General features: G+C 52.3%; 16 protein-coding genes. 12 read left to right on the plus strand and 4 right to left on the minus strand.

From position 1 onward, the window contains the following. Positions 1 to 19: 19 nt before the first annotated feature. The 4 genes from pstA to LA360_RS32210 all read left to right on the plus strand — a co-directional run bounded on the left by pstA (position 20) and on the right by LA360_RS32210 (position 2,602). Complete coding sequence (pstA, locus tag LA360_RS24480; RefSeq protein WP_022202412.1) at positions 20 to 862, plus strand: phosphate ABC transporter permease PstA; 843 nt, start codon at positions 20 to 22, stop codon at positions 860 to 862. Beyond that, positions 847 to 1,596 carry a phosphate ABC transporter ATP-binding protein gene (locus LA360_RS24485; protein WP_022202411.1) on the plus strand — a complete coding sequence of 250 codons (750 nt, stop codon included), beginning with the start codon at positions 847 to 849 and terminating at the stop codon, positions 1,594 to 1,596. The genes pstA and LA360_RS24485 overlap by 16 nt, the downstream gene beginning before the upstream one ends. 32 nt (positions 1,597 to 1,628) lie before the next feature. Beyond that, the gene (locus LA360_RS24490) at positions 1,629 to 2,096 is read left to right on the plus strand and encodes an HAD family hydrolase (RefSeq protein WP_022202410.1); all 468 of its coding nucleotides are present in this window, start codon (positions 1,629 to 1,631) and stop codon (positions 2,094 to 2,096) included. A gap of 278 nt (positions 2,097 to 2,374) precedes the next feature. Continuing rightward, the gene (locus tag LA360_RS32210; protein WP_225537685.1) at positions 2,375 to 2,602 is read left to right on the plus strand and encodes a hypothetical protein; all 228 of its coding nucleotides are present in this window, start codon (positions 2,375 to 2,377) and stop codon (positions 2,600 to 2,602) included. 188 nt (positions 2,603 to 2,790) lie between these two features. Here LA360_RS32210 and LA360_RS24500 read toward each other — a convergent pair whose 3' ends face one another. After that, positions 2,791 to 3,024: a hypothetical protein gene (locus LA360_RS24500; protein WP_002596043.1), complete on the minus strand. Its 234-nt coding sequence runs from the start codon at positions 3,022 to 3,024 to the stop codon at positions 2,791 to 2,793. Between the two features lie 167 nt (positions 3,025 to 3,191). Between LA360_RS24500 and LA360_RS24505 the strand changes: the two genes are divergently transcribed. From LA360_RS24505 to LA360_RS24530, 6 genes are read left to right on the plus strand one after another with little or no spacing between them, the layout of a single operon-like run. After that, positions 3,192 to 4,334 carry an exonuclease SbcCD subunit D gene (locus LA360_RS24505; RefSeq protein ID WP_002588238.1) on the plus strand — a complete coding sequence of 381 codons (1,143 nt, stop codon included), beginning with the start codon at positions 3,192 to 3,194 and terminating at the stop codon, positions 4,332 to 4,334. Beyond that, positions 4,331 to 7,210, plus strand: a complete 2,880-nt coding sequence (locus LA360_RS24510) for an AAA family ATPase (RefSeq protein WP_112481826.1) — start codon at positions 4,331 to 4,333, stop codon at positions 7,208 to 7,210. Before LA360_RS24505 ends, LA360_RS24510 begins: the two co-directional genes overlap by 4 nt. Positions 7,211 to 7,257: 47 nt before the next feature. Continuing rightward, on the plus strand, positions 7,258 to 7,722 hold the full coding sequence (locus LA360_RS24515) for a pyridoxamine 5'-phosphate oxidase family protein (RefSeq protein WP_002588240.1): 465 nt from the start codon (positions 7,258 to 7,260) through the stop codon (positions 7,720 to 7,722). Between the two features lie 24 nt (positions 7,723 to 7,746). Beyond that, on the plus strand, positions 7,747 to 8,001 hold the full coding sequence (locus LA360_RS24520) for a DUF3795 domain-containing protein (RefSeq protein ID WP_002588241.1): 255 nt from the start codon (positions 7,747 to 7,749) through the stop codon (positions 7,999 to 8,001). Positions 8,002 to 8,019: 18 nt separating this feature from the next. After that, on the plus strand, positions 8,020 to 8,622 hold the full coding sequence (locus LA360_RS24525; protein ID WP_002588242.1) for a pentapeptide repeat-containing protein: 603 nt from the start codon (positions 8,020 to 8,022) through the stop codon (positions 8,620 to 8,622). 48 nt (positions 8,623 to 8,670) lie between these two features. Beyond that, positions 8,671 to 9,297: a cyclodeaminase/cyclohydrolase family protein gene (locus LA360_RS24530; protein ID WP_002588243.1), complete on the plus strand. Its 627-nt coding sequence runs from the start codon at positions 8,671 to 8,673 to the stop codon at positions 9,295 to 9,297. 42 nt (positions 9,298 to 9,339) lie between these two features. Here LA360_RS24530 and LA360_RS24535 read toward each other — a convergent pair whose 3' ends face one another. From LA360_RS24535 to LA360_RS24545, 3 genes are all read right to left on the minus strand, one after another. Continuing rightward, positions 9,340 to 9,567 (minus strand): ABC-2 family transporter protein, encoded by a 228-nt coding sequence (locus LA360_RS24535; RefSeq protein WP_225537797.1) that lies wholly within the window; start codon positions 9,565 to 9,567, stop codon positions 9,340 to 9,342. A 51-nt stretch (positions 9,568 to 9,618) separates the two neighbouring features. Then, a complete protein-coding gene (locus LA360_RS24540; RefSeq protein ID WP_225537686.1) occupies positions 9,619 to 9,960 on the minus strand; it encodes a hypothetical protein in 342 nt (113 codons plus the stop codon). A gap of 64 nt (positions 9,961 to 10,024) precedes the next feature. Next, positions 10,025 to 10,294: an ATP-binding cassette domain-containing protein gene (locus LA360_RS24545; RefSeq protein WP_002588245.1), complete on the minus strand. Its 270-nt coding sequence runs from the start codon at positions 10,292 to 10,294 to the stop codon at positions 10,025 to 10,027. 465 nt (positions 10,295 to 10,759) lie between these two features. Between LA360_RS24545 and LA360_RS24550 the strand changes: the two genes are divergently transcribed. Then, on the plus strand, positions 10,760 to 12,376 hold the full coding sequence (locus tag LA360_RS24550; RefSeq protein ID WP_002588246.1) for an ABC transporter substrate-binding protein: 1,617 nt from the start codon (positions 10,760 to 10,762) through the stop codon (positions 12,374 to 12,376). Positions 12,377 to 12,462: 86 nt separating this feature from the next. After that, complete coding sequence (locus LA360_RS24555) at positions 12,463 to 13,413, plus strand: ABC transporter permease (RefSeq protein WP_022203417.1); 951 nt, start codon at positions 12,463 to 12,465, stop codon at positions 13,411 to 13,413. The last annotated feature ends 10 nt before the right edge of the window (positions 13,414 to 13,423 follow it).

The raw sequence follows: 13,423 nt of genomic DNA on the forward strand, positions 1-13,423 counted from the left end.
GCATAAAGGAGGGAAAGACATGCATTTGCGCGCATCACTTACAAAATTTTGGGCGTATTCCAGCATGATATTGGTGACAGGCATCATATTGTTTCTGTTCGGATATGTTTTTTACCGGGGGGCAGGCACCATCAGCTGGGAATTTCTGTCCCAGTCACCCAGGGGAGCTGTCCTGGGTGAAGAGGGGGGTATCTGGCCCGCCATTGTGGGGAGCCTGTGTTTTACGGCAACAGCCATTGTCCTGGGGGGAATACCGGCTGTTGCCACAGCTCTCTTCATGGTATTTTACTGCAAAAGGCGCAGGACAGAGGGATTAATCCGCATGGTAATCCAGTGTATCTCGGGGATCCCTTCCATTGTCCTGGGGCTGTTTGCTTACAGCTTTCTGGTGCGGGACCTGGCCTGGGGGCGCTGTATCCTGTCATCGGGCGTGGCTCTGGCCGTGATGATTCTTCCCTTTATAGAGGTCAGGGCGGAAAAGACCTTCAGAGAGCTTCCAAAACAGCTGGTCCAGTCCTCCTATGCCCTGGGCTGTTCCAGGTTCTATACCATTTGGAAGATTGTGCTGCCGGCCTGTAAGGGGGAGATTGTGTCGGGCGTGATACTGGGAGGCTGCTATGCCATGGGAGCAACGGCGCCTCTCATTTTCACGGGGGCAGTGGCTTATTCCAGCCTGCCGGCCAGACTAACCGCACCGGCCATGGCCCTGCCCATGCATCTCTACCTGCTGGTGGCTCAGGGAGCCACTTCCATGGACGCGGCTTACGGGACCGCATTTGTCATGATGGCGCTGATTTTAATCAGCAACCTGTTGGCAACAATTTACGCAAGGAGGAGCCAGAAAAAATGGAACATATCATGACGCTTCGCAATGTCAGCGCATCCTACGACGGCAGGGAGGTGCTGTCTGACTTGTCCTTAGACATACCGGCCCACCGGATTACGGCTGTTATCGGTCCGTCGGGGTGCGGAAAAACCACGCTGCTGCGGTGTATGAATGGATTGCTGACAGAGGAAAGGGGCGCGTTTGTATCGGGAAAAATTTTGTTGGACGGGCAGGAGATAAAGTCCATGCAGAAGGACGTGCTGCGCCGCCGAGTGGGCCTGGTGTTCCAGACACCGGCTCCCTTTCCGTTTTCCATCTATAAAAATATGACATATGCGCCCAGATATTACGGGGTCCGGGATAAGGCGGCCCTGGAGGCACTGGTGAAGGAGAAGCTCCGGATGGCCGGACTGTACGACGAGGTCAGGGAGGATTTGGGCAGGAACGCGCTTAAGCTCTCAGGAGGGCAGCAGCAGAGGCTCTGTATCGCCCGCGCCCTGACCGTGGACCCGGAGGTGCTTTTGCTGGATGAACCCTGCTCTGCCCTGGATGTGAAATCATCTGCCGTGATTGAGGAAATGCTGACAGAGCTTAAGAAGCAGTACACCATTGTCATTGTCACCCATAACATAGCCCAGGCCCGCAGGATATCAGATTATGCGGCATTCCTTTTCGGAGGACGTCTGGTGGAGTGGGGGGAATCGGAGCAATTGTTCGGGTGTCCGGTGGAAGAGGAGACAAGGGCGTTTCTGGCAGGAATCTACGGATAGACGGATATGAGATATAAGGGAGGAGACATACTGTGATTATAATAGAGATACCCGGGCGGGAGCCCCTCAGGATTGACCATGTGGTCTTGGATTACAACGGTACAGTGGCTGTGGACGGACTGCTGTTAAAGGGAGCCGGGGAACGGATTTCCCGGCTCAGGGAGCATGTAAAGGTGCATGTGCTCACTGCCGATACCTACGGCACGGTGACCCGCCAGTGTGAACCTCTGGGCGTGGAGGTAAGGACCTTTCCGCGGGAGGGTGCTGCCGGCTGCAAGGAGGAAATCGTAAGGGGGCTTGAGGGCGGCGTGGCCTGTCTTGGCAATGGCTTTAATGATATACAGATGTTTGACGCGGCCCGGCTGTCCATAGCGGTACTGGAGCGGGAAGGCATGTGCGCTGCCCTGTTAGGCCATGCAACTGTGGTGGTTCGCTCCATTGAGGACGGGCTGGACCTGCTTCTGAAGCCGGACCGGCTGCGGGCGACGCTGAGAAGCTGATGTCTAAAAAAGTTGCGTGGTAAAGACTGCCTTGACAAAAATGGCCATGCCGGACTCTGGAAATGCGGCTTTACATAAAGTAAATGGTACTGAAAAGCAGATAGCCCAGCGCATGCTCAACCAGGTAATCAGGAGCGGCCGGAAGGTGTATGGTATTTTGCCGCAGCAAATGCAAAAGAGCAGGGATAGTGCTGGCAGAAGGGGCAAAGGGCCCGATCCTTGCAGAGCGGAAATTCCTGCGTTGTTTTTCTGGCCGTGCGGACGGGAGCCAAAATTATGTGAAGCCAGGGGAGGAAATATGGCTTTATCTGAGGAAATACGCAGATGATGAAATAATATATTTCGTCAGTAACGCCCCGGCAGACCTCCCGGCAGGAGAACCGGACAGAGCAGCAACGTTAAGGCGGCCGATTGAACAATGCTTTGAGGAATGCAAAAGCAATCCCATTGACGATGCCGATGGTAATCAAACTGATGCATGGGATAATTGTATATACAGTAACTGATATGAAAAAAATAGTAAGTTACCATATACGCGGGAACCATAATGCATATCTATCACACCGAAAAAACAAGCTTTTAAAAAGTTCGCTGTAGTACTAGAGCGTGTCTGAAAATTCAACGAAGCAGAAAAACATCCGGTGGATCAACAGGGCGTCCTCCTGCCGTAAGGCAGGGCGGGCGCCCTTTGCACCTAATCTTCCAGCGCGTCCTTAAGTGCTCCCAGGAATTCCAGGTCGGATTGTTTGACCCGGATGTTGGATGCTATGGTCTGCCCGGTGCTGGATGTGACGGTAATTTCAATCAGTGTTCCCTCGTCCATGACCCCGTCTCTGGATGCGGCTTTGACAAATGACAGCATCTTGGGATGGTTGGCCTTGAACTGGTTCCAGGCCGGTTTTAATTGAAGAAGATTCATTGGATTCATAACATGCTCACCTCCAAACACGCTTTAGTTTACCATATTTTAAAGGCAGCGGTCCAGTCCTATTTTTCCACAGGGCGGTCCTCGTGGAAAAGGACGGGACGTATGGTCTTGTAAATGGTGCCCGGCTCGTGGTATTATGGTTAAAGATGCACATGAAAGGAAGAAATATGAAATTCATTCATTTATCAGACCTTCATATCGGAAAACGGGTCAATGGTTTTTCCGTGCTGGAGGATCAGAAATATATATTAGACCAGATACTCATGATTGCGGAGGAGGAAATGCCTGACGGCGTCCTCATAGCCGGGGATGTATATGATAAACCTGTGCCGCCTGCCGAGGCAGTGCAGGTCTTTGACGCTTTCCTGACCGGGCTGGCGGACCGGAATCTGCCCGTGTTTGTCATCAGCGGGAACCATGACAGTCCGGAGCGGCTGGCTTTTGGAGGGCAGCTTATGAAGGACAGGAGCGTTTATATGGCGCCTGTGTATGACGGTCATGTGGAGCCGATTCATATGGAGGACAGGTACGGAAGCCTGTGGGTCTATATGCTGCCCTTTATAAAGCCTGCTGTTGTGAGGAGATGCTGGCCGGAGGAGGGCATTGAAACCTTTGATGATGCGGTCCGCTGTGCGCTGGGGCATATGACCGGACATAAGAAAGGGACAGATGACCGCAATATTCTGATTGCCCACCAGTTTGTCACCGGTGCGTCCTGCTGTGACTCGGAGGAGCTGTCCATCGGCGGCCTGGACCAGGTGAGCGCTGATCTGTTCGATTACTTTGATTATGTGGCCATGGGACATATCCATGGACCCCAGAAGGTGGGAAGAGATACCCTGCGCTATAGCGGGACCCCCCTTAAATATTCATTCTCAGAGGTGAACCACAGAAAGTCAGTGACCGTGGTGGAGCTGCTGGAAAAGGGAAATGTGACCGTGAACACCCGTCCCCTCAAACCCCTCCATGATATGCGGGAGCTGAAAGGAAGCTATGAGGAGCTGACCAGCCGCGATTTTTACCAGGGTACGGCTGTGGATGATTACCTTCACATCACCCTTACGGATGAGGAGGATATACTGGACGCAATAGGCAAGCTGCGCTCCATTTATCCCAATGTAATGAAGCTGGATTATGATAACAAGCGCACCAGGGAAGGGAATGTGGTGGAAGCCGCCGCCAAGGCGGACAAGCCGCCCATTGTGCTGTTGGAGGAACTGTACCGGCTTCAGAACAACCAGCCCATGACAGGGCAGCAGGCTGACTTTGCGGGAAAACTGATGGAAGAAATATGGGAGGGAAGCAGATGAGGCCGACAGAACTGATAATATCCGCATTTGGACCATATGCAGGTGAGGTTACCCTGGATATGGCCTCTCTGGGAGACCGGGGGCTTTATCTTATTACGGGTGACACCGGCGCGGGGAAGACCACTCTGTTTGACGCCATTGCATTTGCCCTTTACGGCAATGCCAGCGGGGACAGCCGCAAACCCAGAATGCTGAGGAGTAAATACGCCAGGCCGGATGCCAGGACCTATGTGGAGATGGGATTTTCCTATAATGGAAAGGAATACAGGGTGCGGCGCAATCCTGAGTATATGAGGGCAAAACAAAGAGGCGAAGGGGAGACAAGGGAGAAACCGGACGCAGAGCTTCATCTGCCGGACGGCAGGCTTGTTACAGGAGATAAGGCGGTAACTGTGGAGGTGGAAGGGCTTCTGGGCCTTAACAGGGAGCAGTTCTCCCAGATTGCCATGCTGGCCCAGGGCAGTTTTTCCAGGCTCCTGTCAGGCAGAACCGAGGATCGGGGCATCATTTTCCGGGAAATATTCAAGACAAAGCCCTATCAGCTGTTTCAGGAAAAGCTGAAGGACCGGACCAAGGGCCTGTATGGCCGTTACGCGGACAGCAGGAAGAGTATGGAACAGTATGCAGGAGGTGTTATCACAGAGGGCCATAGTGAGGAACTGAAGCTTCGCTGGAAGGAGGTGCCCCAGGGAAGCCTGGAAGCTCTTTTGGAGGTGCTGGACCAGCTGATTACGGCAGATGAGGCGCAGCAGCAGGAGAAAGACAAGGCCATGGCCCTGGTCAGGGATGAGATAGCTGCCCTTGGGATGGAGCTGGGGAAAATGCAGGGGGATGCCGCGGTCTGCCGGGATATGGCCGCTGCCGCGGATGTGCTCAGGGAGAATACGCCGGTTCTGGAGCAGGCAAGGGCCAGGTATGAGAGGGAGAAGGAACGCCAGGCTGACAGAGACGGCTTGATTGGCGATGTTACCAGGATGGAAGAAAACCTGAAAACCTATGACCGTTTTTACGCGCTTCAGGAGAATCTGAAGGCATGCAGGAAAGAGACAGAGAGCCTTGGAGACAGGCTGGAGCGGGCGGCCCTGGAGGAAAAGCAGTGGAAGGAACGAAATGACAGCGATGAGAAGACCCTGGAAACCCTTCGCCAGGCAGGAGAAGAGTATCAGGCGGCCCTGACGGCAGGGGAGCGGCTGCGTGAATACAGTGCGCGTATCGGGCTTCTGGCAGAGGAGCTGGCGCGGTACGGGCAGGAGAGGAGTAAGCTTGAGGCAGCCAGAGAGCGTTACAGGGCAGCCGACGGGGAGCGCCGGAGGGCAGACGATGCCTACCGGGAGATGTATCAGAGATTCCTGGACAACCAGGCTGGAATTCTGGCCTCGCGGCTCACAGAAGGCCAGCCCTGTCCTGTATGCGGCTCCGTCACCCATCCGGCGCCAGCACGGTATATGGAGGAGGGAAAGGAGGCAGCCAAGGACAAGGTAGACCGGCTTAAGGCTGTCGCAGGGGAAAAGGACAGGGAGGCTGCCAGGCTCAGCCTGGAAGCAGGAAGGCTGGCAGGCAGTCTGGATACCCGTTATGAAAGGATGAAGCAGCAGATTGATGCCGAGGTGGCTTCCTGGAAGGAGGACTGGCAGCAGCGGATTCACCAGGCGGAAGCCGCCGCCGGGGTATTGGCTTCGGAGACAGGGGATGAGCGGCAGGGACGCAGGTATTTCCTTGAACAGTGGGAACAGATGATGGGGCAGCTGAAAGGCCAGCTGGAGCGCCAGGCTGCCGTCCAGAAGGAGAAGATTCAGGAAAAGAAGAAGAGAAAAGAATATAAGGAAGCCATTGAAGGCAGAAGGGCCTTGGGGCGTCAATCCCTGGAAGCAGCCTCGGAGCTGAAACAGCAGGCCCAGAGGCTGCTGGCAGAGAGCCAGGCAAAGGAAAGGGAGCTGGAAAGCCGCCTTAAGGAGATGGAGTCCTCCCTGCCCTATGAAAACAGAACGGCCGCTCAGGCTGAGCTGGCAGAGAAGAAGGCATTTCTTGCCGGACTGGAAAAGGCGTTTAAGGATGCGGAGGAATCCTATAACCGGGTAAGCCGCCGGGTGTCGGACGCACAGGCCCGGCTGGAGGCGCTGGGAGGTCAGATGGCGGGGAAGGAGAGGCTGTCCATGGATTGTCTGGAGGAGCGGATGCAGGAGAACCGGCAGCGCCAGTCTGAGGCAAGGGAGAGGCTGACCGGTCTGGAGCAGGGGAAAAGCAGGCTTCACCACAGGCTGGAAACCAACCGCATGGCAAGGGAACGCATTACGCAGCAAAAGGCGTCCATGGAAGAGATACAAAAGGAATGGACGTGGGTCAAGGCCCTTTCCGATACAGCGGCAGGAGAAGTGGGGGGAAAGGAAAAAATTACCTTGGAAACATATGCGCAGATGGCGTATTTCGAGCGCATCATTGCCAGGGCAAATACCAGGTTCATGGTCATGAGCGGAGGCCAGTATGAGCTGAAACGGTGTACGGAGGAGGATAACAGGGGAAAGAACGGACTGGGACTGAATGTCATCGACCACTACAATGGCACAGAGCGAAGCGTAAAGACATTGTCCGGCGGGGAATCCTTCCAGGCGTCCCTTTCCCTGGCTCTGGGCTTGTCGGATGAGATACAGTCAGCCGCAGGCGGAATCCGTCTGGACACCCTCTTTGTGGATGAGGGATTTGGGTCCCTGGATGAGGATACCCTGAACCTGGCCATGAAGTCCCTGGGAGACCTGGCAGAAGGAAGGCGTCTGGTGGGCATCATCTCCCATGTGGGGGAGCTGAAGGAACGAATCGAGCGCCAGATTGTTGTGGTTAAGGACAAGACAGGCGGAAGCAGGGCATATATTGAAACGTGACGGAAGCAGAATGGGAATGAAGTTGGATCGCAGATAAGGAGAATAAGGTGAGAAGAAAGGACAGGGAAGTTAAGGATATATATGGAATAAGGGAAATTATACGGGAGTGTGACTGCTGCAGGCTGGCTTTTCCCCATGGAAAGAGCGCCTACATCGTTCCTCTCAGCTTCGGATACAATGAGGAGGAAAATGCGTTCTATTTCCACGGGGCGGCGGAAGGGAAGAAGATGGACCTGGTCAGGCAGATTGGATATGCCGGGTTTGAGATGGATACTGCCCATGGTCTGAAGGAGGCGGACCAGGCCTGCGGATATTCCTTCCGGTACAGAAGCGTGGTGGGGGAAGGACCCATCCGGGTAGTGGAAGAGGTGGAGGAGAAGAAAAAGGGCCTGAACTGCATCATGGGCCACATGTCAGGAAAGGACGGCTGGGCTTACCCGGAGGCTATGCTTAAGAGAACCGCTGTACTGCGCCTGGATGTGGAACAGATGTCAGGGAAAGAGCAGCTTTAAGGGCTGTAACAAAGGAGGAAGAATATGTTTGAGTCAAGATGCGGTGTCCGCTGCAATCAATGTGAAAGAAAGGAAGCGGTCCGCTGTACGGGATGTGTAACCATGGAAAAGCCCTTCTGGGGCGGCGAGTGCGGGGTTAAATCCTGCTGCGAGGCAAAAGGACTGAACCACTGCGGAGAATGTCCGGATTTTCCCTGTGAGATGGAGGCATCCATGGGAACGGACATGGGCTTTGACGCAGAGCCAAGGCTAAAACAGTGCAGGGAATGGGCAAAATAATATCATCATGGAGGATATATGCTGTCAGAGGATATGGCGGAAGCAGCCGAGAGGGAGTATCCGATTTTGGATAAGATTTATGAAGATCAGATGGTCATCAGGGTGTCAGGGAAAAGAGTGGAGTTTGACTCGGTGAAATTCGTCAGGTGCAGGATGGAGGAATGTGATTTTAGCGGCGCATCCTTCTGCAATGTGATATTTGACAAGTGTGATTTTTCTAACTGTTCCTTCCGGGATACCTATTGGAAGAATGTGAATATATCAGACTCAAAGGGGGATGGAAGCCAGTTCTGCAATTCCACGTTTAAGTGGGTAAAGCTTCTCGACAGTCAGTTTCACTATGGGAATTTCTCCACTGTCTTCTGGGAGTTCGGTGAAATAAGAGGCTGTAATTTCCGGGAGTCCTTTATGTCTGAGGTGAAGTTTAAAAAGACGGTCTTTTCCTCCACGGACCTGACCGGGACGGATTTTTTCCGCACGCCGTTAAAGGGAATGGATTTATCGGAGTGCGCCATTGACGGCATTATGGTCTCAGATCAGTTTACGGAGCTGTCAGGGGTAAAGGTCAGCCTGCTGCAGGCGGCTGAGCTGGCCAGACTGATGGGCGTTAAAATTGTGTAAGAAGGTTATATAATATAAACTATATATAGAAAACAGGAGGATGTTACAATGATAGAGAGCATGACGATTCAGGAGTTTCTGGATGTATTATCTTCAAAGGAGCCGGTACCGGGCGGAGGAGGAGCCTCGGCCCTGGCCGGCGCCCTGGGCAATGCCCTGGGACAGATGGTGTCCAATCTGACCATAGGCAAGAAGAAGTACGCGCTGGTGGAGGATGAGATTAAGGAGCTGGCAGAGCGGATGAAGGGAATCCAGGGACAGTTTACCCAGCTGGCTGACCAGGATGCGAAGGTGTTTGCGCCTCTGGCCAAGTGCTACAGCCTTCCCTCAGGTACGGAGGAAGAAAAGGCATACAAGGCAGAGGTCATGGAAGCACGCTTGCTAGATGCCAGTCTCGTGCCAATGGAAATCATGGAAAAGGCGGCGGAAATGCTGGAAATCATGGATATCCTTGCTGATAAGGGAAGCAGGATGGCTGTCAGCGACGTGGGCGTGGGAGTTCAGTTCATCCGGACCGCATTGCTGGGAGCCGTGATGAATGTGTACATCAATACCAAGTCCATGAAGAACAGGGAGAAGGCGGAAGAAATGAATGAAAAGGCGGAACGCCTCATTAGGGAGGGGACAGAGGCAGCGGACCGCATATATCAGAAGGTGCTTGGGCAGCTGAGATAGAAGCCGGAAATCGCCGGCTTTTATGAACCTGCCGACGTATATTTATTCACCCCAACCCTCCAGAACAGGCAGCAGGATGATGGCTGCCTGTAGGAGGCGCCCTACGCTGGAGAATTCAATCCTGGAGGCAAAGGTCTGGAACAGGGTTCCGGCAGGGCGGAGCATGATCCGGTCAAATTCACCGTTTGAAACCACATGGCTGAATCCCTTAAAGCCAGCGGCAAATAATTCTGCTATGGAAAAGGCGGACAGGACAACGGAAAAACACAGGAGGACCTGTTCCCTGGATGAAACGGATTTTGAAAAAGGAAACGTATTTTTTCATATTGAAAACTCCTGATAAAGGGAAACCACCATTTCATCCATGGTGGTGCCTGTGATTGACAGGTCGTTGATTTCCAGCCGGGAATTGAGGATGGAGATAACATGGGACACGCTGATGGAGGACGTGTCTGCCAGGACCTCCAGCCGGCCGGGAATATCCTTGACAACGGATATACCGCTTTCCTGTATATTCGTTAAATCAGAGACACTGCCACCCCGGGGGAACGGTGTATAATCAATGGAAATATGTTTGGCAGAGGAATAATGTTTTTTCAGCATCTGAAGGTCGCCGTCCAATAGAAGGCGGCCTTTTCCTATGAGAAGAATCCTGTTTGTCAATGCCTCTATATCCTGGGTATCATGGGTGGTCAGGATGATGGTGGTGCCATGGTCCCTGTTGATTTCACGGATAATATTGCGGACAGCAATTTTTGAGACCGCATCCGTTGTCCCAGCGAAAGCTGCCGGACATGATTTTAATGGTACTGCTTTTTCCGGCGCCGTTGGGACCTATATAGCCCACGATTTCACCCTCACGGATATGAAAGGAGATATCCTCCAGCGCATGGATGGTTTCATATTCCCTGTGGAACAGGGAAGAAAAGGCGGTCCACAGACCGGAATTCCTTCGGGCCACCCGGTATGTCTTGCAGATATGTTCCACCGTAATCATGTTTTTATCCTCCCCAGAAAGCCTGTACGGCATTTTAGCATTAAATTTCTATTTTATAGTCTGGATAAGGGATTGTCAATAGCATTAAAATAAAAAACCTCCTGCAAAAGTGCCGTTGAATCCTATAGTTTTTTTCTATGTACAAAAAGCATATTTATACAACATTTCTATCCGAAATGCAGCCGAATTCAGTGAGACCTTGAGAAATCTGGAAAATACTCTTCTTAATTACTGGAGTTATATATGTGATTTGTTGAATTGGAATAAAAGAACTGAAATCGAAAAAATGTAATGGGAATTATGGAAAAATAATTGAATTAAAGTTGCAATTGGTAGAAGTAGACAAAAAAATATACCGATGCTATAATGAGGCCGTCATTTTTACATCATTCAATACTCCAGATACAGGGCTGGTGACTGGCTTTACGGATTCCTGTATCTGTCGGAAAGGAAGGTTTTACTATTATGAAACACAGGAAATGGTCCCGACTGCTGGCCCTGGCTCTCAGCGCCGTGATGCTGACCGCATGCGGCCAGTCCGGCGGGGCGAAGGAGGAGCCCGCCACCGCGGTTGCCGGAGGGGCGGCTGAGGGGACAGAAACCACAAAGCCAACAGGGGAAATAAGTTATAAAACAGAGCTGAACGTCGCCATAACAGCAAATCCGCCGAGTCTGGATGTTCACGGTGTCAATTCCAACATTGTGGGCGGAATCGGTACCCATATCTACGAGCCGCTGTTTGCTATGGATGCAAACTATGAGCCGGCCGGTGTCCTGGCTGATTCCTACACCATAAGCGAGGATGGCAAGGTCTATACAATCAAACTGCGCCAGGGCGTCAAGTTCCACAATGGACAGGAAATGACGGCTGACGATGTGGTTGCCTCCATGTCCCGGTGGCTGGAATTATCGGGCAAGGCAAAAGCCCTTCTGGCAGGAACCGTATTTGAAAAAGCAGATGATTATACTATTACCATGACATTGCCGGAGGCATATGCCGATGCCCTGACCGTAGTCGCAGCGTCCATTCAGTTCCCTGCGATTTATCCGAAGTCCGTTATTGATTCTGCAGGAACAGAGGGCATTACGGAATACATTGGCACAGGTCCCTATAAGCTGGACGAGTGGAAGCAGGACCAGTACATTCATTTGGTCCGGTATGAGGACTATGCGCAGCCGGCCGGAGAGTCTTCCGGTTTCACAGGTGAAAAACTGGCAGCTACTCCGGATATTTACTTCCGCGTGGTGACAGATGATTCCACCCGGGTTGCAGGTGTCCAGACCGGCCAGTACGACATTGCGGAAGAAATGCCCCAGGAGAGGTATCAGGAACTTTCCGGTGACAGCAGTCTCAAGTTTTATGTAAAGACCGCAGGTACCATCAACCTGTTCTTCAACACCACAAAAGGGATCATGGCCAGCCCGCAGATGCGTCAGGCTATTATGGCCTGCCTGAATTGCGATGATATTATGCTGGCAAGCTACGGAGACCCAAACCTGTATGTGCTCAATCCAGGGTGGTGTAACCCGGATGATGCGATGTGGGGCAGTGATGCAGGCTCTGAATATTACAATCAGAATAACATCGGGAAAGCAAAGGAATTGTTGACAGAGGCCGGTTATAACAATGAAGAGATTGTTCTGGTGACGACACCTGATTATGGCGAGATGTACAATGCAACCCTGGTTGTACAGGCTGAATTACAGAGTGCGGGCATTAATGCGGTGGTTGAGAGTTATGACTTCGCAACCTTTATGGAGCACAGGGCCAATCCGGATCAGTTTTCGCTGTATATTACAAGCAACCGCTATAACCTGAATCCGGTTCAGCTGTCTGTTCTGACCAAGGATTGGGCCGGGCTGGACCGCCCTGAGGTAGATGAGGGGATTGCTGCAATCCGTATGGCATCTTCCCCTGAAGAGTCATCTGCAAAATGGGATGATTTGCAGGAGTTCCTGTATGAGTACGGTGCGGCAAGCGTACTGGGCCACTACAGCGGCCTGATGGCCACAGGGGCCGGTGTTGAAGGCTTTAATTTCTTCGATTTTCCACTTTACTGGAATGTGAAGGTTCCTGCATAACTTATGGTTTACTGGCAGGTGGCGGGTTCTCCCCCACCTGCCTTTTGATATATCAATATGTATGATTGAATGGGAAGGAAATAATAATGCTATCTTATATCATAAAGCGGATTCTCTCGCTGATTCCGACTCTGTTTGTAGTGTCTGTAGTGGTTTTTCTGGTGGTTTACATGATTCCCGGAGGTCCGGCCACAGCGCTTTTAGGCATGGAAGCCACCCCGGAAGCCATTGCGGATTTAAATGCACAGCTGGGGTTTGACCGCCCCTTTTTTGTGCAGTACGCAGACTGGTTCATGAATATGCTCCATGGTGACTGGGGACAGTCCTATTTCCTTCAGACAACCGTACTGGATGCCATTGGAGAATACTTTGTTCCGACGTTCAGCCTGGCGGTTTTTGCACAGCTCATATCTCTGGTAATCGCTGTCCCAATGGGAATTCTGGCTGCCTACAAGCGGGGAACCTCTGTGGACATCATTACAGTATCAATTTCCCTGCTGGGAATCGCCATACCCGGTTTCCTGCTCAGTATGTTTCTGATGCTGTTTTTTGGTGTTCACCTGAAATGGCTTCCTGTGGCAGGTTATGTACAGCTGAGCCGGGGACTGTTGGAACATCTCCGGTATCTGCTTCTGCCTGCCTTGTCGCTGGGGGTTGTCCAGGCTGCTTATATTACCCGCATGTCCCGATCCGCTATGCTGGATGTTCTCTATATGAATTACATACGCACAGCCCGGGCAAAGGGGCTGAGGGAATCTGCCGTGGTCCTGGTTTACGGCCTGAAAAACGCGGGTCCCACCATACTGACCGTTGCAGGCCAGTCCTTTGGCAGCCTTGTAACAGGAACCATCGTGACCGAAACCCTGTTCAACATACCGGGACTGGGCATGCTTACCATGACTTCTATTACGCGCCGTGATGTTTTTGTCATTCAGGGTGTGGTTCTGTTTGTAACTCTGATTTATGTGCTGGTAAACCTTGCGGTGGACATTCTGTACGGATTTGTGGATCCGCGTATCCAGCTGGGAAACAAGTAGGGAGGAAAAT

The sequence above is a fragment of the Enterocloster clostridioformis genome (genome assembly GCF_020297485.1).
Lineage (GTDB): Bacteria > Bacillota > Clostridia > Lachnospirales > Lachnospiraceae > Enterocloster > Enterocloster clostridioformis.